21 protein-coding genes are annotated in these 21,653 nt (G+C 55.1%); 18 read left to right on the top strand and 3 right to left on the bottom strand.

The features are described 5' to 3' along the window. Positions 1-180: 180 nt before the first annotated feature. The 7 genes from groL to SH248x_RS20425 all read left to right on the top strand — a co-directional run bounded on the left by groL (position 181) and on the right by SH248x_RS20425 (position 6,295). A complete protein-coding gene (gene groL / locus SH248x_RS20455) occupies positions 181-1,791 on the top strand; it encodes a chaperonin GroEL (protein WP_459556183.1) in 1,611 nt (536 codons plus the stop codon). Positions 1,792-2,023: 232 nt separating this feature from the next. Then, positions 2,024-3,172 carry a molecular chaperone DnaJ gene (dnaJ, locus tag SH248x_RS20450; RefSeq protein WP_459556182.1) on the top strand — a complete coding sequence of 383 codons (1,149 nt, stop codon included), beginning with the start codon at positions 2,024-2,026 and terminating at the stop codon, positions 3,170-3,172. A 178-nt stretch (positions 3,173-3,350) separates the two neighbouring features. Continuing rightward, a complete protein-coding gene (grpE, locus tag SH248x_RS20445; protein ID WP_459556181.1) occupies positions 3,351-3,896 on the top strand; it encodes a nucleotide exchange factor GrpE in 546 nt (181 codons plus the stop codon). A 277-nt stretch (positions 3,897-4,173) separates the two neighbouring features. Beyond that, complete coding sequence (locus tag SH248x_RS20440; protein WP_459556180.1) at positions 4,174-4,458, top strand: FmdB family zinc ribbon protein; 285 nt, start codon at positions 4,174-4,176, stop codon at positions 4,456-4,458. Between the two features lie 131 nt (positions 4,459-4,589). Further along, positions 4,590-4,811, top strand: a complete 222-nt coding sequence (locus tag SH248x_RS20435; RefSeq protein WP_459556179.1) for a DNA gyrase inhibitor YacG — start codon at positions 4,590-4,592, stop codon at positions 4,809-4,811. Between the two features lie 281 nt (positions 4,812-5,092). Continuing rightward, a complete protein-coding gene (locus SH248x_RS20430) occupies positions 5,093-6,106 on the top strand; it encodes a DUF6677 family protein (protein WP_459556178.1) in 1,014 nt (337 codons plus the stop codon). Between the two features lie 12 nt (positions 6,107-6,118). Then, positions 6,119-6,295 (top strand): hypothetical protein, encoded by a 177-nt coding sequence (locus SH248x_RS20425; protein ID WP_459556177.1) that lies wholly within the window; start codon positions 6,119-6,121, stop codon positions 6,293-6,295. Positions 6,296-6,665: 370 nt separating this feature from the next. Here SH248x_RS20425 and SH248x_RS20420 read toward each other — a convergent pair whose 3' ends face one another. Both SH248x_RS20420 and lhgO read right to left on the bottom strand, forming a co-directional pair. Beyond that, positions 6,666-7,349 (bottom strand): Rossmann-fold NAD(P)-binding domain-containing protein, encoded by a 684-nt coding sequence (locus SH248x_RS20420; protein ID WP_459556176.1) that lies wholly within the window; start codon positions 7,347-7,349, stop codon positions 6,666-6,668. Positions 7,350-7,512: 163 nt separating this feature from the next. Beyond that, positions 7,513-8,712 carry an L-2-hydroxyglutarate oxidase gene (gene lhgO, locus SH248x_RS20415; RefSeq protein ID WP_459556175.1) on the bottom strand — a complete coding sequence of 400 codons (1,200 nt, stop codon included), beginning with the start codon at positions 8,710-8,712 and terminating at the stop codon, positions 7,513-7,515. A 223-nt stretch (positions 8,713-8,935) separates the two neighbouring features. On the opposite strand from lhgO, the gene priA reads away from it, so the two are divergent. From priA to SH248x_RS20400, 3 genes are all read left to right on the top strand, one after another. Next, positions 8,936-11,305 (top strand): primosomal protein N', encoded by a 2,370-nt coding sequence (priA, locus tag SH248x_RS20410; protein WP_459556174.1) that lies wholly within the window; start codon positions 8,936-8,938, stop codon positions 11,303-11,305. A 72-nt stretch (positions 11,306-11,377) separates the two neighbouring features. Beyond that, positions 11,378-11,632, top strand: a complete 255-nt coding sequence (locus SH248x_RS20405; protein ID WP_459556173.1) for a hypothetical protein — start codon at positions 11,378-11,380, stop codon at positions 11,630-11,632. Next, positions 11,629-11,931 (top strand): type II toxin-antitoxin system RelE/ParE family toxin, encoded by a 303-nt coding sequence (locus SH248x_RS20400; RefSeq protein WP_459556172.1) that lies wholly within the window; start codon positions 11,629-11,631, stop codon positions 11,929-11,931. Before SH248x_RS20405 ends, SH248x_RS20400 begins: the two co-directional genes overlap by 4 nt. A 45-nt stretch (positions 11,932-11,976) precedes the next feature. Here SH248x_RS20400 and SH248x_RS20395 read toward each other — a convergent pair whose 3' ends face one another. Continuing rightward, positions 11,977-12,930, bottom strand: a complete 954-nt coding sequence (locus SH248x_RS20395) for an Ldh family oxidoreductase (protein ID WP_459556171.1) — start codon at positions 12,928-12,930, stop codon at positions 11,977-11,979. A 402-nt stretch (positions 12,931-13,332) separates the two neighbouring features. Between SH248x_RS20395 and SH248x_RS20390 the strand changes: the two genes are divergently transcribed. The 8 genes from SH248x_RS20390 (at position 13,333) to SH248x_RS20355 (ending at position 21,557) form a co-directional block, all read left to right on the top strand. Then, entirely contained in the window at positions 13,333-14,535 is a 1,203-nt protein-coding gene (locus SH248x_RS20390) for an aspartate aminotransferase family protein (RefSeq protein ID WP_459556170.1), read from the top strand. An 11-nt stretch (positions 14,536-14,546) separates the two neighbouring features. Next, positions 14,547-14,768: a hypothetical protein gene (locus SH248x_RS20385; RefSeq protein WP_459556169.1), complete on the top strand. Its 222-nt coding sequence runs from the start codon at positions 14,547-14,549 to the stop codon at positions 14,766-14,768. Positions 14,769-14,854: 86 nt separating this feature from the next. Continuing rightward, complete coding sequence (locus SH248x_RS20380; RefSeq protein ID WP_459556168.1) at positions 14,855-15,802, top strand: DUF1559 family PulG-like putative transporter; 948 nt, start codon at positions 14,855-14,857, stop codon at positions 15,800-15,802. Positions 15,803-15,858: 56 nt separating this feature from the next. Next, on the top strand, positions 15,859-16,263 hold the full coding sequence (locus tag SH248x_RS20375) for a hypothetical protein (protein ID WP_459556167.1): 405 nt from the start codon (positions 15,859-15,861) through the stop codon (positions 16,261-16,263). A gap of 178 nt (positions 16,264-16,441) precedes the next feature. After that, positions 16,442-17,218, top strand: a complete 777-nt coding sequence (locus SH248x_RS20370; RefSeq protein WP_459556166.1) for a hypothetical protein — start codon at positions 16,442-16,444, stop codon at positions 17,216-17,218. A gap of 368 nt (positions 17,219-17,586) precedes the next feature. Next, positions 17,587-18,504, top strand: a complete 918-nt coding sequence (gene argF, locus SH248x_RS20365) for an ornithine carbamoyltransferase (protein ID WP_459556165.1) — start codon at positions 17,587-17,589, stop codon at positions 18,502-18,504. Positions 18,505-19,039: 535 nt separating this feature from the next. Continuing rightward, positions 19,040-20,767, top strand: coding sequence for a thioredoxin family protein (locus tag SH248x_RS20360; protein ID WP_459556164.1), 1,728 nt, complete (start codon positions 19,040-19,042; stop codon positions 20,765-20,767). Positions 20,768-20,909: 142 nt separating this feature from the next. Next, positions 20,910-21,557, top strand: a complete 648-nt coding sequence (locus SH248x_RS20355) for a YdbT family protein (RefSeq protein ID WP_459556163.1) — start codon at positions 20,910-20,912, stop codon at positions 21,555-21,557. Positions 21,558-21,653 lie beyond the last annotated feature (96 nt).

Genomic DNA, 21,653 nt, shown 5'->3' with positions numbered 1-21,653 from the left:
CCACCCTCATCCGCCCTTCGGGCACCTTCTCCCCTCAAGGGAGAAGGAACTAAATTCCGCTCCCCTCAAGGGAGATGGGACAAGACTGCGATCCCTCATCCGGTCTCGAAGACTCGACCACCTTCTCCCCGAGGGAGAAGGAACAGAATACACAAACAACCTCCTACGGAGATTTGATCAGTGGCTAAGCAACTCCTGTTTGATGATCGTGCTCGGCTGAAGCTGCAGAAGGGTGTTCGTACCCTGGCTGATGCAGTCGCTGTCACGATGGGCCCGACCGGCCGGAACGTGATTATTGAGAAAAGCTTTGGGAACCCGCTGGTGACCAAAGACGGCGTGACTGTTTCTAAGGAAATCGAACTCGAAGATCCGTTTGAGCACATGGGTGCCAAGCTGGTTAACGAAGTCGCTTCCAAGACCAGCGACACCGCCGGTGATGGAACGACGACGGCGACCGTTCTGGCTCGCTCGATCTATGAAGAAGGCCTGCGAACAATCAATCTGGGTGCCAACCCGACTGTTGTTCGACGTGGTATCGACAAGGCGGTTGCGGCTGCTGTTGCTCAGCTGACCAAGATGGCCAAGCCTGTCGAGAACAAGAGCGAAATCGCCAACGTTGGCTCGATCTCGGCTAACAATGACAAGTCGATCGGAACCCTGATCGCTGACGCGATGGAAAAAGTCGGTCGCGATGGCGTGATCACGGTTGAAGAAGGCAAGTCCAACGAGACGACCCTGAAGCTGACCGAGGGGATGCAGTTCGACAAGGGTTACATCAGCCCTTACTTCATCAACAATCCAGACACGATGAAGTGCGAACTCGAAGATGCCCTCATCCTGATCTTCGAGAAGAAGGTCAGCAGCCTGCGAGACATTCTTCCTCTGCTGGAGAAGGTCGCCCAGTCTGGTCGTCCGTTCCTGATCATCGCCGAAGATGTCGACAGCGAAGCGTTGACGGCTCTGGTCGTCAACCGCCTGCGTGGCGTTCTCAACGTCTGTGCAGTCAAAGCTCCTGGCTTTGGCGATCGTCGCAAGGCGATGCTGGGCGATATCGCGGTTCTGACCGGCGGTACGCTGATCTCTGAAGACCTTGGCCTGAAGCTCGACAAAGTCGAAGTGAGCCACCTGGGCCAAGCCAAGCGAATCGAGATCACCAAGGACAACTGCACGATCATCGAAGGCGAAGGCGAGAAGAAAGAAATCGATGCTCGCATCGGCCAACTGCGTAAGCAAATGGCGGAAACCGACAGCGATTACGATCGTGAGAAGTTCCAGGAACGTCTCGCCAAGCTGACCGGCGGCGTGGCTGTCATCTCTGTCGGTGCTGCGACCGAAGTCGAGATGAAGCAGACCAAGGCCCGTATGGAAGATGCGCTGCATGCGACCCGCGCTGCTGTCGAAGAAGGCATTCTGCCAGGTGGCGGCGTTGCTCTGCTGCGTTGCGTGAAGGCTGTCAAAGCCGTCGAAGCCGTCGGTGATGAGAAGATCGGCGTGGATATCATCGTCCGTGCTCTTCAAGCCCCGATCCGCCAGATTGCCAGCAACGCTGGCCTGGATGGTTCGGTCATCGCTGACGAAGTCATCAACATGAGCGGCAATAACGGATACGACGCCAGCACCGGCGAATACGTCGACATGGTCAAGAGCGGCATCATCGACCCAGCCAAGGTCGTCAAGAGCGCCCTGACCAATGCGGCTTCGATCTCCGGGATGATGCTGACGACGCAAGTCCTGATCACCAAGACTGGTGATGACAAGTCGAAGAAGGCCGGTGAAGGCGTGATTCGCTAGGGTGGATTTGTTCGATGTTGTGAAGATCCCCCCCCGGTCATTGACCGGGGGCTAAATAAGCGAGACATCGAGCGAAAACTGAAGTTCAAATGGGCCACTCCAAACGGGGTGGCCTTTTTTGAGTGTCGTGCGGAAAATACAAAACTGATTCACACAGGCAGCAATGCCTGTGCTACCGGGTGAATTGAACCATGGTGGGTCGAGGCCCACCCAACATAAGACTTGATATGACATGGCTGGAAAACGAGATTTCTACGAAGTCCTCGAAATCGAACGGACGTCGACGGTTGAGGAAATCAAAAAGGCTTACCGCAAGGTGGCGTTGAAGAATCACCCGGACCGCAACCCGGGGGACGAAGAGGCGATCCGACGCTTTAAAGAAGCCTCGGAAGCGTATGACGTTCTGGGTGACCCGGACAAAAAGTCTCGCTATGACCGGTATGGGCATGCGGGACTGGGGGCTGGCGCGGCTGGCGGCGGATTCCAGGATGTTTCGGATATCTTCGACGCGTTCGGCGATCTGTTCGAGGGCTTTGGACTGGGTGGTGGGCGTCGTCGCGGTGGCGGCGGGACGCGCGTGCGTCGAGGGGATAACCTCAAGACATCTGTGACGATCGATATGCTCGAAGCGTATCGCGGCGTGACCAAGACTGTCAAAATCAAGCGACACAAAGCCTGCAAGACGTGTAGCGGAACGGGAGCCAAGCCTGGCACGAGTCCGGTGACTTGTGATTACTGTGGCGGGCGTGGGCAGGTCGTGCAGTCGCAGGGCTTCTTCCGGTTGCAGACGGTTTGTCCGGCTTGTCAGGGGGAAGGCAAAGTTGTTCGCGATAAATGTGCGGACTGCAGCGGCTCGGGGATGGATATCGAATCACAGACACTCGAAGTCAAGATCCCTGCAGGGATCGACAACGGCATGCAGATGTGTCTGCGTGGCGAGGGAGATATCGGGCCGGAGAACGGGCCGCGGGGCGATCTGTATATTGACGTCAACGTGAAGCCTCACCCGCTGTTTGAGCGCGAAGGGCTGCATCTGATCTGTCGGGTTCCGATTACGTTCACGCAGGCCGCGCTCGGGACAGAGATCGAGATCCCTGCGCTCAGTGGTCCGGAAACTTTGAAGATTCCGAGTGGCACGCAACCTGGGGAAGTCTTCAAAATGAGACACAAGGGAATGACCGATCCGAGCGGACGTTCCAGCAGCATTGGTGACCTGCACGTGATGATTCAGGTGGAGGTGCCCAAGAAGCTCGACAAGGAGCACGAGAAACTGCTGCGGAAACTCGCTGAGCATGAGCAGGCGAATGTCAGTCCGCATCGAAAATCGTTTTTTGAGAAGATCGCAGAGGCGATTTCCGGGCAGGCGGGTTCGGACGATTAGTTGACACATTAAGAATGAAACGCACTGGCGGAGCCAGTGGCATTCGGCCACCCGGAAAAGCACAGACATTTTTGAATGAACAACGTCTTCGAGTGGGATGAAAACTTCCCTCATCCGACCTCGAAGACTCGGCCACCTTCTCCCCGAGGGAGAAGGGACAAATAAGAAGAGGTGTGATATGGACGATACGAATCAGTCGGCACAGGATCCGGATGAGATCAATCTGGGGACTGACGAAGCGGGGATGGAATCGACGATGGAGTTCAATCCGGTCGAGAAACTGCTCAAGGAAAAGTCTGAGCTGGAAGATCGTCTGCTGCGGACGCATGCGGAGTCGGAGAATATTCGACGTCGTCTGCGCAAGGAAATGGACGATGCCCGGAAGTATCAGAACCTCGACTTCGCGCGAGGCGTGCTGCCGATTGTCGATAACCTGACGCGGGCTGTTGGTGCTGCGGAAAACAATGCCTCGATGGAGCAACTGCTGACCGGCGTGAAGATGGTGCTCAAGCAGTTTGAGGACATTCTCAGTCAGTATCAGATTCAGCCGATTGCTTCTGTCGGTCAGAAGTTTGATCCGAACATTCACGAAGCGATTTCGATGCAGCCGAGTATCGACCTGGAGCCGAATACGGTGATGCAGGTGGTGGAGAATGGGTACCAGCTGCATGATCGAGTGATTCGCCCGGCGAAGGTGATTGTGAGTACGCCGGTTGCGGGGTAGTGTGGGCGTAGCATTCGGCCCTCTCGTGCGTATGATTGCGTATGGTGACGGGTCTTGTGAGCTTTGCTCACCCAGCCATGAACGGCTGGGCCACCCTGAAGAGAGAGAAGAAAATGCCTCACGTTTTATGACACATTAGAGCGCAATATAGCCTAGCGCTCACCCTCATCCGTCGTCGAAGCGCCGACACCTTCTCCCCTCAAGGGAGAAGGGACGAAATATCGCTCCCGCGAGGGAGAAGAGTCATTTTGAGTTCATCGTTTTTTGAGAATTGAAGATGCCGACATACGATTATAAATGCAAAGCTTGTGAGAATGTGTGGGAAGAGTTTCAGTCGATCACGGCTGAGGCGACGAAGGTTTGTCCGAAGTGTAAGAAGAAGAAAGCTGAGCGGGTCATCAGTGGGGGTGGCGGGCTGATCTTCAAGGGGTCGGGGTTTTACATTACGGACTATCGCAGCGACTCTTACAAGAAGAGTGCGGATGCGGATAAGGGGTCTTCGTCGGGTGGGGCGAGTAAGCCGGAAGCGAAGTCGGAGAGTAAGCCTTCGAAATCGGAGTGATCGGGGCGTGGGATACCAGGGCGGTCGCAAGAGGTTGTCTGGGAGTTTTTGGGCGTACTCAGACCGGTTATTATGATTGAATGCACAAGGGACAGGGGGTTCACACCCCCCGCTCGCCTGGGGGAACGAAGATGATTAGTCCGCGGTTGTGTCCGGTTTGTGAGAAGCCTTTGGGGCCAGAGGTGACGAGTGAGTCGGCGTGTTTTCCGTTTTGCTCTCGTCGGTGTCAGCAGATTGATTTGCTGAGATGGAGTCAGGGGAAGTATGCGATTGTGGAACCGTTGAGTCCGGATCAGGTGATGGAGCAGCTGGACAAAGAGGGCGGTGAGGAGTTGGAGGAATGGGAAGAGTAGTTTGGTGACCTACTTTCCATTTAACCGCCAGGAGAAGTAAGAATGACGTGTGAGAGTGCCCTCGAATGTTCATCTATTTCTTGATCGCATCTTGGCGCGATTCCCTCATCCGGCCTTCGGCCACCTTCTCCCGGGGGGAGAAGGGAAACTTGACTGGCATTGTCAGTGGGTGTCTGGTTGGCTTATGATTTCCGTTTCGATTCAAGATTCACCCGCTGCGGGCGAATTGTTGAAAAATGACTTTCCTGCCTCATTCAAGCCTACCGGATCGACTCGCACGTATGAGTTTAGCCCCTCCGACGACGACTGCCCCTGATGTGAAAGCCAACGCGGCTGTGAAACGTGATCCAAAAGTTCCGGTCGTTGCGCTGAAGAACCCTCTGATTGCGGGTGTGCTGGCGTATTTGATTCCCGGTGCCGGGCATTTTTACCAGGGACGGATGTTCAAAGCCGTTTTGTACTTTGTCTGTATTCTCTCGACGTTTGGATTCGGGGTGAGTATTGGCGAAGGACGTCCGGTTTACATGTATTACTACAACCGGGTCGATGATGGTCCCAAGCAGGAAATCTTCATGGAAGTGCCTGCCGATATCATCGTGCAGGACGACGTGCAGGCGAATGGTTCGCGTCGGTTCAGTCAGCGTTTACTCAATTATGGGTATCTCGCCCAGGTGATGGTGGGTCTGCCGGCGCTGCCGGGATATTTTCAGACCTCTCGCTATCACCCTGAGAATAAGACCGAACAGAAGGCTTCTCTGCAAAAAGGGTATGAGGGAGAATTTGAGGGTGGACTGGTCGGTTACCGCGAGAATGACAAAGAGGTCCAATACCCGGCCAAGGGGCGAGTAGTTTTGAAGCTTGCCAATGCTGACGTGGAATCGATTGTCGGGACGTTCAATGGTTCGGTCACGATCGATGGTCGTGATGAGCCAGTGGTGTTGGAACTGGGGCATCAGGTCAAACTGGGCGTGCCGGTCTTTGCGGATCCTCGTCGTGGCGTGATTGCCGGTGTGACCAATCCGGAACTTCTCAAGCTGGCGATGGCTCAGCTGCAAGGCTCGACGCCGCGTGCGTTCAAGGACTGGTATGGAGTTCCCATCGAAGATGCGACGCTGCAGGTGTTGAATCAGAACCTGGGGAAAAACTGGGAACTGTCGATGGTGTTTACGTGGATCGCGGGATTGCTGAATATTCTGGCGATCTGGGACGCGATCGAAGGGCCTGCGTATGGACGCGGGGATGAACAAGACGAAGACGAACAACCTGCGGGCGGTCCTGAACCGTCGGTCGCTTAAAGGGAATCTGACATGAATGTGACGTTTTATCTGCCGCCGCTGGCGCTCGCGATCAGTCTGGTTTACTCGGCGAGTCGTTATGAGTTACCGGCGAAGATTTTGTCGAAGTCGATGGCGTTGTTTTTCCAGATCATGGTGTTCATGGGGCTGGTGATGGGGGTGTTGTATTTCCTGTCTTATGCGCTGTAGGGAAGATTGAACCGCGGGTGGACGCGGATGAGAGAGAAGCCGAGGTGGGGTGCACGTCGGCTTTTTTTGTGTGCGGAATGGAAGACCTTGCCTTGAGTTGGTTGAGCAATGCTGGCGTGCTGATGCCTGGCGCTCACCCTCATCCGCCCTTCGGGCACCTTTCCTGAGGAAGACTACCGCGTCGTTCACTCTCGCCTTCTCGGCGAGAGTGAACTCCTTGCTTCCACCTCAAGGGAGAAGGGACGAAATGCCGCTCCTCTCAAGGGAGGAGATAGGGCTTTATTCAATTCGCAGAGTTCCCTCATCCGACCTCGAAGACTCGGCCACCTTCTCCCCGGGGGAGAAGGATTTATGAGGGAGAAGGACAGAATTACCATTCGATGGGTTTGCCGTCTCGGTAGAAGCCGCCGGTGAGGGTGGGGGCGGCTTCGAGGGCGAGCCAGAGGATGCCGGCGGCGCCTTCGGGAATGGAACGAGGAGCGCTTTCGCCGCCCATGTCGGTTTTGACCCAGCCGGGGCAGACGGAGTTGACGGCGACCTGGTCCTTCAGTTTCTCAGCAAGCATGAGAGTGATGCCGTTGAGGGCGAGTTTGCTCAGGCAGTAGCTGGGATTGTCGGCAGAGAGGCCGGTGATCTGGCCTAGGCCGCTGGAGACATTGATGATGCGCGGCTGGGTGGCTTTTGTCAGGTAAGGCAGAAATTCCTGGACGACTTCCAGAGGCCCGAAGGTGTTGGTCTGGAGGGTATCGACCATGCGCTCACGTGAGATATCAAGAATATTCAGCCCCTGGTCGGGGTAGATGCCGGCGTTGTTGATGAGGATGTCGAGCTGGGATTCGAGTTCGCCAAATCGCTGGGCGGCGGCGCGAATGCTGTCGGAGTTACTTGTGTCGATGGCGAGCCAGTGGGCGATGCCTTCGATGTCGTCAACGAGTTCAGTATCGACGGCGAGATCGCGGGTGCCGAAGTAGACGTTGTGGCCCTGATTGACAAGTTCGCGTGCGACTTCGCGGCCGATGCCGCGGGTGGCTCCTGTGACGAGAATCGTGCTCATGGAAGTACTCCTTGGATGTGGTGGGAGGGCATGGCTATTGTCGCAGAGGGGAGTGGGGGAAGGAAGGAGGAAATTGGAAGGGTGAGTGTGTTGACCGTTCGCAGAGGTCCCTCATCCGACATCGAAGACTCGGTCACCTTCTCCCGGGGGAGAAGGGACGGAATCAAGAGAAGAGGCGAGACGCGTGGAGCGAGATCTCTTTGGCGATCTGCAGGGAGGCGGTGGCGGCGGGGGATGGGGCGTTGAGGACGTGGACCATGCGTTCGGTTTCGGCCCAGAGGAAGTCGTCGACGAGTTGGCCGGAAGTGCTGAGGGCCTGAGCGCGGATGCCGGGGGTGGCGGGGGTGAGGTGGTGGGAGCGGATTTCGGGGATCAGTTTTTGGAGGGCTTTGACGAAGGCAGGTTTGCTGAGAGAGCGGTGAATTTCACCAAGCCCCATGCGCCAGTATGTTGATGCGAGATGGAGAAAGCTGGGTGAAGCGAGAGTGTTCAAGGTGTCTTGCAGGTTGAAGTCGAATTTGCCGTAGCCTTCCCGCGCGAGGGCGAGGACGGCGTTGGGGCCGCTTTCGATGCCGCCGTGGATCATGCGGGTGAAGTGGACGCCGAGGAAGGGGAAGCGCGGATCGGGGACGGGGTAGATGAGGTTGTTGCAGAGGTGATGGGCGTCGGGGGTGAGTTCGAAGTATTCGCCTTTGAAGGGAACGATGCGACACGCGGGAGCGAGACCAGCTGCTTTGGCGATGCGGTCGGACTGGAGACCTGCGCAGGCGATGAGTGTGGGGGCAGAATGGTCGCCCTGGGGGGTGCGGACGATGACGCGGTCGCGGGTTTCCTGGATGGAGATGACCTTCGTGTTCCAGAGGAACCGGGTGTTACGTTTGGAGAGGATCTCGACGAGTTTCTGGCAGACCGCGACGTAATCGACGATGCCGGTCTCCGGGACATGGATCGCCGCCAGGCCGGCGGCGTGCGGCTCAAGCTGTTTGAGTTCGTGGGGGTCGATGAGTCTGCAGTCGACGCCATTCTGCTGGCCTCGTTCGTAGAGAGACTGCAGGCGCGGGAGTTCGTCATTGGTCGTGGCGACGATGACTTTGCCACAGCGGTCGAACGGGAGGGAATGAGTCGTGCAGAAAGTTTCGAGCTCTGCTTTTCCCGCCCGGCAGGTGAGGGCTTTTTTCGAGCCGGGGGTGTAGTAAATGCCCGAGTGGATGACGCCGGAGTTGTGGCCGGTCTGGTGGCGAGCGGGGCCGGGTTCTTTATCGATGACGAGAAGGCGTGCAGACGGGTATTGGTTGGAAAGCTGGTAGGCAGTCGCGAGGCCGACGATACCGGCACCGATGATGAGGGCGTCTGGGGTTTGCATGGGGGGGACGTAATTCGGAAATCGGAATTCGTAATTCGCCGGAGGGAGATTGACCACGAAGACACGAAGGGCACTAAGTTTCACGAAGGATATCGGCGTAGTGTCAGTTTAAGATCGAGACTGTTGGAAAGCGAGGAGAGAGACTGGAACGCAGAGCACGCGGAGGGGAGCAGAGGACGCAGAGTTTTCTTCAGAGCCGCGACCGAGAGGGAGTGAATCGGGCATGCTTCCTGAGGGGTGGTTAGCGGAGTATGATAGCGGGATGGAAGGATCTTTGTTTGATGCGGAGGAATTTGCGAGGCCGACGCCGAAGTGGGAAGTGGCGGAGCGGACTGATTTTTCGCTCGCGCAGATCGTTTTCAATCGGCCGATTGAGGAGCCGTATGACTATGTGATCCCGGAAGCATTTCAGGGGACGCTGCAGCCGGGGATGCGGGTGAAGGTGCCGTTGGGGCGTGGGGATAAGTTGACGCCGGGGTATTGTGTCGGTGTGCGGGAAGCGGGTGAAGCGGATGCTTCCCGACTGCATAAGTTTAAGCAGGTGGAAGAGGTTCTCGATGTCGAGCCGCTGATCGATGTGAAGATGCTGGGGCTGACGCAGTGGATTGCGTGGCGTTATCTGGCGAGTTGGGGGCAGGTGCTGGAAGCGGTTGTGCCAGCGGGGGTGAAGAATAAAGCGGGGACGCGCGAGACGACATATTATCGATTGACTTCCGTTTCGATGCGGATGAGTGACGAGCAACTCTCGAAGCTGCCGGGGAAACAGGCGGAAGTGATTCGGGTGGCGCGAACGAAACCGGATGGGATCACGGGGTCACAGTTGGCGGAGCTGGCGCATTGTGGGCCGGGGCCGATCAAGACGCTGGCGAAGAAAGGGTGGCTGGAGTCGTTTCGTGAGCGGGCGCTGAAAGAACGAGAGGCTGGAGCCGCATCGGCGAAGCAGGAGAATCTGAAGCTGAACGTCGAACAGGCGACGGCGTTGAAGGCGATTGTCGAGGCGTCGCGTGAGGGGCGACATGAGACCTTCTTACTCCATGGCGTGACGGGGAGCGGGAAGACGGAGGTTTACATCCAGGCGATTCAGGATGCCGTCGCGCGGGGCAAGCAGGCGATTGTGCTCGTGCCGGAAATCAGCTTGACGCCGCAGACGATTCGTCGATTTCGGAGTCGATTTGATGAAGTCGCGGTCTTGCATTCGCATTTGAGTGATGCGGACCGGCATTACGAGTGGCAGCGGATCGCCTCAGGCGAGGTGAAGGTGGTGGTCGGCGCAAGGAGTGCGATCTTTGCACCGCTGGCGAGGCTGGGGCTGATCATCATCGATGAAGAGCATGAGACGACGTTCAAGCAGGATACGACGCCTCGTTATCATGCGCGCGCGGTCGCGCAGGAGCGTGCCAGACGAGAAGGGATCCCGCTGGTGCTAGGGTCTGCGACGCCAACGCTGGAGTCGTGTTATCGGGTCAAGCAGGGGGAGTATAAACTGCTGCGGATGACGAAGCGGATCGACGGGCTGACAGTGCCTCGCGTTGATCTGATCGATACACTGCATGACCCGCTGATCAAGCAGCGTCATTCCATCGGTCGTGCGATGCAGGGTGGGGTTGATCAGGCACTGAAAGAGGGGGGGCAGGTCATTTTGTTTTTCAACCTGCGAGGCTTTTCACCGGTGCTGTGGTGTCCGAGTTGCAGCGAGAAGTTGAAGTGCCCGGATTGCGATCTCTCTTTGACGTGGCATAAAGACAAAGGGAAGGTGATTTGCCACACGTGTGAGTTTTCCGCAGTGCCGCCACAGCGTTGTCCGAAGTGCAATGAGGGGACGTTGAAGTATCTGGGGGCAGGAACGCAGAAGCTCGAAGAGGAAGTGCGGACGAAGTTTGGGAATTACAAGACGATCCGCATGGACTCGGATTCAATGCGCAAGCCAGGGAGTCACGATGAGGCCCTGGAGCGGTTTCGACATGGCGAGGTGCAGATCCTGCTCGGGACACAGATGATCTCGAAGGGACTGGACTTTCCGAACGTCACGTTTGTCGGAGTGATCGATACGGACAGCATGTTGTTCCAGCCGGATTTCCGGGCGTCGGAGCGGACGTTTCAATTGATCTCGCAGGTCTCGGGACGAACAGGTCGCGGGAGCAAAGGTGGTCGTGTCTTCGTACAAACCTCGTCACGGGATGAGCCCGCCATCGCGCTGGCGGCTCAGCATGATTTCAACGCCTTTGTCCGTCTGGAACTGGGGCATCGACAGGAGCAGGGGATGCCGCCGTTTAAGACGTTGACACGCATCATTTGTCGCGGACCGGATGAGGGAGAGACGCTGGAGTATGCGACGCAGTTGAGCGAGGTACTGAGAGAGGCCGCCAGAAAAGTCGCGCCCGGGACAGATGAGGGGCCGTTGCCGATTCGGATCCTGGGGCCGTGCCCACCGCATGTCGCGCGGATCAAGCAGCTTTTTCGTTTTCACCTGCAGATCACGGCGGAGAGCTTTCTGCAGATTCGTGCATTGTGGGATGAGGTGAAAGGGAAGTTGCCGAAGGGGTTTGCGCGGGTCGAGCAGCAGGTGGATGTGGATGCGATGAATTTGCGGTGACTGAGAAGAAGGATGAATCCGAGGGGAAGAAAATTATTGACGGGTAAAAAAGAGGCGGGATAAGATATCAGTATGAGTACTGTCACAGAGTTCGATCTCGATTATCAACACTTTCAGCGATTTGTGGACGCATTGTCTCAAAAGGGAGATGGGCCGACGAATCTCGAGGAAGCGTTGCATCGATATCGCGAATACCAGCAGGAAGTCGAAAAACTCAGAGGAATGCTGCAACCTGCGTATGAGCGATATTTGAGCGGAGAATTTGAACGCAGCGATGCCAATGAGTTGCGGAGGTTTATTCTTGAAAATCGCGAGCCACTTTCATGAGTGGTCCGATCATCAGCGAGGACCCGCAGGTCCGATATGATCTCTTGACGATTTACCATTGGATTTCACGAACGGACGGATCTTATTTAAATGCAGACCGGGTGATTGATGCTTACTTCAACCAGCGCGAGCGTTACGCCAGAAATCCGGAACTTGGAAGTCTCTGCGAAGAGTATTTTCCAAGACTGAGAAGTTTCACTTTCAAACAATCGTTTGTCGCGTTCTATTTGCCGATCAACGGCGGGATTTATATTCTTCGTGTCGTCCATGCAAGCCGAGACTTTAAGCGGCTGTTTTAAGTGCGAATCTCTTGGCTGCGTTCATTGAGCGGATCAATGTCATAACTATGCCATCTGAAGCCCGGTCAGCTTCGCCTTTTCCAGTTGCTTCGAAATGGTCGTCCAGCCCGCTTCCGTGAACGTGACAGTCAGCGTTTCCGGGAGGACGCGATGTTTGGTCGTCTTGCGGAGGTTCTTCTTTAGCGTTGACTCGCCTGCATTCTCAAGCTGGTCGAGGGAGGCTTTGAGTTCGCGTTGGAACTTGGCTTTGCCGCCCATTTGCTCGGGATCGATGGCGAGGAAGAAATGCTGAGTCTGTTCGAGTGACTGGCCTTTGGTCTTATTCAGGCTGAACTTACCGGCCTGAAGAGGACCAGCGAGGGTCGACATCATGAGGGCTGCGTAGGCCTGTTGCAGGTCCGTTGTCTCCAGTTTGAGGAAATGGTCAGCGGACCGACCTTCTGCGTGCACACCCTGCGAATAAAGCAAGATGTCTTCGTCGCTGACGGGGTAGGCCCAGCTCATCAGGTTGGTGCCGAAGAAGTTGACGGTGCTGTTGGCAAAAGGCTTCGTTGCAGAATCACCGGCGTTTGTCGCACAGCAGCCAATGTAACCGGCGTCGGCGAGCATGGCTGCGAAGACTGCGGGGCTGCCGAGGGGCTGAGAGTTCTTGACGCCGACAGCGACTACGCCTGCTTCGGGTATTTTCTTGAGGATGGAATCGACGGCGCGGGTTGCTGCGAGGCGTCCTGCGGCCTGGTGGCCGTGCATCATGACCAGCGCCGAGGTTTCGTTGAGAATCTGGAGCTGAGCACGGACATCCATGTCCCCCGAGATGCCGGCGACGATGGAGTACGGCAGATTCATCAAGCCATCGAGTTCGAGTTTCCACAGATCGGCATCCAGCATGCGATCGACACTGATTTCAGCTTCCGCAGCGAACATTCCGACACTGACCAGCAGATCCATGCTGAATCGTTTCCACTCTTCGACCGTCGCCGATTTCGTTACGCTGCTCATCAGTCGTCTTTTCCCCAAGACTTGTCAAATCGTTGATTTCAAAGAGTTTACCAGCAAATTCTCCAGATCGCCAATCTTCCGCCCTACTGACTCTCCGCAGAATTCATGAAGCAGCCTCAGAGTTCACCACAAAGGCTCAAAGGACACAAAGTTTCACAAAGGAACTTTGATATGTCATGCTGATAACGCCGTCTTTTCCGTACGAATAACTTTCTCTCTTTGTGAACCTTCGTGTCCTTTGAGCCTTTGTGGTGAAGTTTTGGCTTCGGCTCTTCTCCACTCGTTCAAAACGAACCATAATAGATTCCACTTGTCTGATCGTCTTGCTTTGAGACTCTGCGTCTTTGCGTTAAAAGACCGATTTCTGCATCTGACTTCTTTTTCTACCCTTCGGAATCGACGATGACCACGACTCAAAATCTCTCCAGTCAGGAAACGATCGCCCTTTTTGATCAGTACGTTATTCCGAATTACAAGCGTTACCCGGTCAGCCTCGTGCGTGGCGAGGGGTCGGTTGTGTGGGATGCGGAAGGGCGCCAGTTTCTGGATCTGTTTCCGGGCTGGGGCTGCAATATCCTTGGTTATTCGCATCCCGGGCTCGTTGCAGCGATCAAAGAGCAGGTCGAGACCCTGATTCACGTCCCGAATACCTGGTACACCGAGCAGCAGGGGCTGTTTGCGGAAGCGATTTGTTCTCGCAGCTTCGGGAAAGCGTTCTTTTGTAACAGTGGCGCAGAAGCGATCGAAGGTGCGATCAAGCTGGCACGCCTGCATACGCCCCCCGAAAAATACAAAGTCATCACCTTCTATAAAGGTTTTCACGGCCGAACCTTTGGGGCTGTGACTGCGACCGCGCAGCCGAAGTATCACGAAGGAATCGGCCCGCTCGTTCCCGGTTTCAAATATGCTGCCCATGGGGATCTCCAGGCGGTCGCGGATCTGATCGACCATGAAACGTGTGCGATTCTGATCGAGCCAGTTCAGGGTGAAGGGGGCGTCAATATCCCGCCAGACGGGTTCCTGCAGGGCCTGCGCGATCTGGCTGATGAGCATGGTCTGGTCCTGATCTTTGACGAAATCCAGACTGGCTGCGGACGTCTGGGAACGTGGTTCGGCTATCAGCATTTCGGAGTCCAGCCCGACATTATGACGCTCGCGAAGGGGCTTGCAGGTGGGGTCGCCTGTGGTGCGTTTGTCTGTAAAGACGAGATCGCCCCCAGCTTGCGACCGGGTATGCACGCCAGCACGTTCGGCGGTAACTCGCTGGCGATGGCCGCCGGACTTGCCACCTTTAAAGCCATTGAGGAAGAAGGCCTTCTCTCGCACATCGCTGAGATGTCTCAATGGTTTGAGACGAGCTTTTCACAGCTGGCTCGTGAGCTTCCCATCATAAAAGACGTGCGAGTCCTCGGCATGATGGTGGGCGTCGAACTGACGATTCCAGCCACCCCGGTGGTCGCGAAAGCGATGGAAAAAGGGCTGCTGCTGAATGTGACCCAGGAGACCACGATCCGCCTGCTGCCGGCTTACAACCTGCCGATGGAGCAGGCTCAACAGGCTGTAGACATTATCGCAGAGATCCTGAAGGAGTTGGCGACGGCGTAAACAGTGGTCACGTGATCAGGCTGAAGTTTTCTGATTGGTCTGCTTGGGAAGAGCCATCACAACTTGGTTGTGATGGCTCTTCTTCGTTGAAGGCGACCTCGGTGATTTCTCCACAACTTGCAAAAATCGCCGCATCGACACATGCATTTCCGTTGATTGATTTTGGTGGCCCTGCTTATTATGCATCACCTTATGAAAGACGAGACAGCGTGCACGATATTCTGCTCGTGTGATGCGACGTCACCGGCGAGCACGGGCCAACTCAAGCTGATTTATTTCACCTCTTCGGTCTTCTTTTCATTCTGCAAAGGCCACTTCCATGAGACAGCGACGTTCTGCTTTTACACTGATTGAGCTGCTTGTTGTGATTGCTATTATCGCGACTCTCGTTGCTATCTTGCTTCCGGCTGTGCAGCAAGCGCGGGAAGCGGCCCGTCGCTCGACTTGTAAGAACAATCTCAAACAGATCGGCATCGCGCTACATAATTATCACGACACTTACAACAGGCTGCCCGCAGGCTGGATTGTCGACAATGGAAATGCAGCTGCGGCGTGCTACGGGTGGGCCGTTTCGATCTTGCCATTCATGGAACAGACGGCATTGTATGATGCGATCAACATGAACAACCCACGCCGACTCAAAGACCTCTACGTGGCAACTCCCGCCCCGGCTGATCAGGCTCTTTTGCAGTCAAAGATACCATCTTATCGCTGCCCTTCCGACACAACGCCGGATGTGAACAGCCTGCAAACATTCGGTACAGCTAATCACTTCCCGGTCAGTACGTCGAACTATATCGGGATCGTCGGATCGATTTCACCGCAAGTCACTGGGACGGTCCCGAATCTAGTTATCCCAAGAGGTGAAGGAATGTTTTTCGGAAATAGCTTCCTGGGCTTCAAGGACAACACCGACGGCCTTTCGAACACCATTTACATCGGTGAGCGCGATGGCGGAACATCTCGAGCCGCGACCGCCACGACCTACAAAGCAGCCAACTGGATTGGTATTGGCCAGCAAAACAATAACGGAGCACAAGGAACCGGGGGCTGTCTGGCGAGAACCAACTTCCGCATCAATTATGACCATGCCCTCAATGGATCTCCTGAGAACATGGGCAAGGGGTTTTCCAGTCTGCATAAAGGTGGTGCTCAATTCACCATGGGAGACGGAGCCGTCCGTTTCATTTCTGAAAATATCAATCTGGGGGCCGTCTTCATGCGTCTGGGAACACGTGATAGTGGTGAAGTTGTGGGCGAGTTTTGATTGTTGTTGTACTTGACTCGTATGCCAATTATCTCTCCTTACTTGAAGGTTTTGTGATGTTGTCTCGCCCAATGAGTTTGCTGTCCGGGATGTGCGTTTTGACTCTGCTGGCAGGGTGTGCAGGAGAGTCTGCCGGCTCTGTAACTGGGATCGTGAAGGTCGATGGACAGCCGACGGGGGGCTTCTTTATTCATTTTGAACCGGAAGACAAAGCCGACGGAGACCCGTTGGGAAGTGCCGGCAAAGATGGGACATATCAGATTTACATGGCCCGGGGAAATGACCAGATTCCCGCCGGTAAATACCGAGTCTATCTGGAGCCGACGGATCAGATTGAAGGGGTGCCCCGCCCGAAAGTGAAACTCGGACCTGAGTTTACAAAAGCAGATTCCGCGACGATTATGAAAGAAGTCGTGGGTGGAAAGAATGTCATTGATATTGAAGTGACATCGAGCAAGTAACTCCCCGTAAGCTCCTTCTTGGTTATGTCTTGATCCAGCTCCGTCCTGACGACATCGTTCGGACGGAGTTTTTCTATTTCCTGGGGAGTAAACGGTTCAAGTCTTATAGACCAGTTCGTTCACTTCGAGCAGAATGATGGGATAAGTTCGATCACCTTGCTTTTCGGAAGGAGTCAGTATGGTTCGCTCAAATCGATTCCTCATCGCGTTTGCAGTCCTGGCGTTTGCTGGCATGACCGGCCTGATGATGGCCCAGACACCAGACAAGCCGGATGTCCCGACAGTCACGTCGGACGATGCGACTCGGAATCTCGATCCCGAAGCCAGGATCGAAGCGGCTCTTTCCAAGAAGACTACGACCGATTATTACGAACTCCCGCTCAAAGACGCGATCATGCATCTGGCGGATGCGTTTCAAATTCCGATCGTCTTGGAACGAAAGGCGATGTTTGAATTTGGGATGTCTGATGAGGATCCCGTGTCGCTTGCGCTCAATGACGTGAGGCTGGATTCGGCGCTCAATATCATTCTCGGTCAGTTGAATCTGACCTACCTTGTCGAAGACGGCGTCTTGAAAGTGACGCCGGTTCAGACGGCAGTCGATCGGATTCAGACGAAGATTTACGATCCACAAATGTCCGACGAGACTTTGAACGTGAATGGCCATCAATTGATCGAGCTGATTAAAGCCCTCGATCCTTATCGCTGCGAAAAGTCACATGCCGTTCAGCTCGTTGCCGGGAAGTTGGTGCTCGTTGCTGATTATCAGACTCAACGAAAAGTGGCAGCCCTTTTCGCTCAATTGAAAGCAGCAGGAATTAGTCGTGACACTGCGACTGGAGTTACTCGTCCAAACTCTGTGGGCAAGATTTCTGATCCTTCAGTTTATCCCGAGCCAAGTTCGCTGCCGACACCTACGTTTGCTATCCCGCCTCGACCACTGCTGTCGCCCTAGTGTCACACATGCGACAGCAGCAAAAAGAAATCAGTCGGAAAACTCAGCTATTATGATTCTTAGGTCATTTTGCCTCGACTCCCCAGCCATCAAATCCGCTACGAATTTCTAGCCGAACTTCATCATTTCTTCGTCTGGGGTTGCTGCAAACCCATCGGATTTGGCTAAAATGTCTTTTTGGTCAATCGGGCCAATGACGGGGCAAGTTCCCCGTCTTTTTTCTTTTACGGCGTGTGTGAACATGTCGTCAGATTCCGATTGATCAGCCAATCATGCGACGTCACGAGTCGCAGCCAGGGCCACCTTCCTCGATTATTGAAGAACGAGACAGCTGACGCGACGCACAGCTTGCTCTCAGAGTTTCCAAGATGAAGCACCTCACTTCGCTCCTTGACTGGACACCCGACGAAGTCAAAGCACTTCTCGACCTCTCACGCAAACTCAAACAGGACGCCGCCGCCGGCATCCGCCAGCCGCTGCTGGATGGATATGTTCTCGTTCAGATCTTCGAGAAACCGTCGTTGAGAACGCGCGTTTCGTTTGAAGCTGCGATGATTCAACTCGGCGGTTCCGGCATCTTTATGACGGAGAAAGAAGCCGGGCTTCATGGACGCGAGTCACTGGCGGATGTTGCCCGCGTTGTGACGCGGATGGCTGATATCATTACGTTGCGAACTTTCTCACAGAAGATGATTGAAGAATTCGCCCAGCATGCCAGCTGCCCTGTCATCAATGCTCTCTCTGATGATCGTCACCCCTGCCAGGCACTGGCTGACATCCTGACGATGCAGGAGCTGTTTGGAGACGTGACGGGTCGTACGATGGTTTATGTCGGCGATGGCAACAATGTCGCGATTTCCCTCGCGACAATCTGCGCGATGACGGGCGTGAACTTCGTCATTTCCCATCCTGATGGGTATGCGATGCCTGAGAAAGTGATTCCGGATCTGCTGAAGCGCTATCCAGACGCAAAGCTGTCGGTCGAAAAAGATCCCAAAAAAGCCGTCCAGAACGCGGATGCGATCTACACGGACGTCTGGGCCAGCATGGGCCAGGAAGAGCAGTCCGACACACGTTCCAAAGTCTTCCAACCCTACCAGATCAACGAGTCACTGCTGAAGAATGCCCCGTCGCATGCGAAGTTCCTGCACTGCCTGCCAGCCAAGCGGGACCAGGAAGTGACGGATGGCGTGATGGAAGGTCATGCTGACTCGGTCTTCTTGCAAGCCGAGAATCGCATGCATCTGGCCAAAGGCCTGTTTGCTTACCTGCTGAAAAAGGCGTGAAACGGATGTCGGAGGCTGGTGAGTCGCTCAGTTAAAAAAACAGCGAACCGCACCAGTAAAGTGCCATGCTTGCGGCTTTGAGCAAGCATGTTCTGAACGCTCCAACGTCAAACGAATCCGCATGCTTACCCAAAGCTGTGAGCATGGCACGACTTTTGTGACCACGCTGGTTTAAATTTCGGTTCGGCTTATATGTTACTGCTGTTCGCGTCGATTTTCCGATCAGGAATAGATTTCCACAGATCACAAGTGTAATCTCACGAAACGAATTCTGCTTCGCTCAGCAGAAATTCGCTGCGTTGGATACCTGTCAGGTCATGCTCACATCTTCAAGACCTTCCCTGGGGGCTTTGCTCATGGTGGAAGCAATTTCGAACTGGCTGCTTTGCTTGTCTGGTGAACCTCGGCATGTCTGCTTCGAGGTCGCTGCTGATGTTCCGATGCGCCGATGTTTTGGCGCTGCTCGTCATGATCTGCCAGTTGCAACGCCATGGAATTGACGTTTCTTTCTCCCTATTTCAAAGGAGTTCCCTTTATGCTTCAAATGAAATTCACGAAGACACTGCTGGCCTTTCTGGTCGCAGCGTTGCTCGTGCCTGTTCTATCCTGGAATCAGCCGACTGCGTTTGCCGACGAAACGAAAACGGAACCGGCTGCAGAAGAGAAAGCAGAGATCCCGTGGATGACCGATCTGGCGGCTGCAAAGAAAAAGGCGACGGATGAGAACAAGGAACTGCTGCTGTTCTTCACTGGCTCTGACTGGTGTGGCTTTTGCATCAAACTCAACGACGAAGTCCTGACCAAGCCAGACTTCGCAGCAATGATCAGCGAGAAGTTCGTTCCGGTCGAACTCGACTTCCCCAACAAGAAGGAACTGCCAGCGGAACTGAAAGCCCAGAACGACGAGCTGAAAGGGCAGTTTGAAATCCGTGGCTTTCCGACGATTTGTGTGACGGATACCGACCTCAGACTTTTCAAAGCTCACGTCGGCTTTCCGGGTGCTGAAAAGTTCCGCGAAGGGTTTGGTCAGACCTCAGAATTGATCGCAGCCGTTGACACGACCGTCGGTTCTCAGAAACTCGCAGACATCAGCGATGTGAAAGTTCTTAACGAACTCATGGGCAAACTGCCTGAAGACTCTCTGCAGTTCGGCTGGGTTCCGACCATCGAAAAGCTTGTCGCAGCCAGCAAAGACTCAGATGCAGAACTCCACGCCACCTGGTCAGCTCGTCTGTTGGATATTCAGGACAAAGAATACATCGCCAAGACGCAGGCGACCGTCCGCAAGATGCTGGCTTCGAATGTTGCTGACGACGAAGTCATTGCGTTCCTTGATCAGGAAATCGCTGCTGCTGGTTCGCGCGAATCACGCCTGAAAGTCTTCGCTCCACTCAAGCTGACCGTCCTGGCGAAAGCTGGACGATTCGATGATGCGATTCAACTCGTCGACCAGATTGCCACTGCCGAATGGGCCAGTGAACGAGATATTTCGAGCATGAAACTACAGAGAACCCGCCTGCTGTTCAGCGCTGGTCGTTTCGAGGAAGGTCGGGAGGCGATTCTTGCTCGTCATGAAAAGAATCCACTTAGTCCGGAACGTCTGAAACTGATGATCGGCAACGAACTTGTTCAGGCTGGACGTTACACGATGGCGATTGAAGAGTGTCAGAGTGTCATGGACACAGCAGAACTGGAACCAGCCGATCAATTCATGGCTGTTCAAACCCTGGATCGCAGCTACACAGCCATCGGAACGGGGCTGATCCCGCAGGCAGAGCTGATGAAGAAGATGGCTGCTCAGATGAGCGAGCCAAAAACAGCTGACCGGGCGAGAGTCTACGAAGCCCGCGCTGCGATCTTGTACCGCGCTGCGGGTGAATCTGAAAAAGCCGACGCGATGATTGAGGCGGTCGTCGCGAAACTCGAGGAAGCCAAGGGTGACGAGAGCGTCGCCTTTGGTGATGAAAAGCCGGCCAGGAAGAGCCCGGCTGAGAGGTTCCTCGAACCAGCCAAGGGGACGCAGGGTGATGCCCTTATTTTCCTGGCGGAACTCGCACCGCCGATGGGCAAGGTGTCTTATCTGCTGCAGGCTGCGAAATACTATCAGAAGTCTGGCGATACCGCGAAAGCACTGGAACTCGCCAACAAAGCAGCCGAAGCCATGCAGATGATCAAGCCGTCGTCGACCGCCGATAAGGTTGCACTGGCGAACGTACAAAAGATGTTCGCCGAGTGGCAGGGAATTGTTCCTGCCAACGGTTGATCGCTGTATTGAGAATCGAAGCCTCGCGTGAGCATGTCTTGCGCGAGGCTTTTTTCATTGGACAGTTCGACGAGGGAACTGGCGTAGCGATTGCTCGGTGCAGTAGATTGGAGGAAACAATCTTCTCCAGAAAGCTGCTCTCATGCCTGTCAAGTCGCCGTCGTTGATGTATCGCTGCCCTTCTTGTGAGACGGGGGTCTCGGTGGCGTATGAGTTTATCGGGAAGCGGGTCGACTGCCCAAGCTGTGGTATTCCGTTCATGCCAAGAATGCCTGAAGCGACTGCAGCATTCGATCTGGCACCGCCGTTGTCGACGGAACTGGCTGCGAAGAAGCCATCGGAGATCGAGCCGATCCTGCGTGAAGTTCATCCGGCGATGTTTCGTCAGTACCCGTTTATTTTTGGTGGACTCCTGCTGCTTGCGATCGTGCTGTCGCTGGTGAGTCTGATGTTTCTGGGGACGGGGAATTACAATGTGGCAGTCCCGTGCTTTCTGCTGGTGGTCTGTATTGCGGGGTACTTCGGATACTGGTGGCTGGATACCATTTCGACAACGTTGCGCGTGACCACAAAACGGTCGACGCTAAGAAAAGGCCTGGTCGCAAAATCGACGACGGAAGTGCAGCATGATGATGTGCGTAACCTTCAGGTCTATCAGTCGGCCTGGCAGCGACTACTGGGGGTCGGGAACATCTCGATTTCCAGTTCGGGACAGGATGAGCTGGAAATTCGGGTAAGGGGAATCGCGAACCCGGATGAGATTGCAGGGCTGGTTCGGTCGATGCAGTAGGTGTGTGTCCAGACTTGGAATTGGAAGTTCGTTGAACGATGGGTGGCTGGGGTCAGGTTCGTTAGCTGTCCCCAGAATGGGCGTTCAATCGCGTGT

This window comes from Lacunimicrobium album (assembly GCF_052161635.1).
In the GTDB taxonomy this organism is placed as follows: Bacteria; Planctomycetota; Planctomycetia; order Planctomycetales; family Planctomycetaceae; genus SXPC01.
This window is presented reverse-complemented; position numbering and strand designations above follow the sequence as displayed.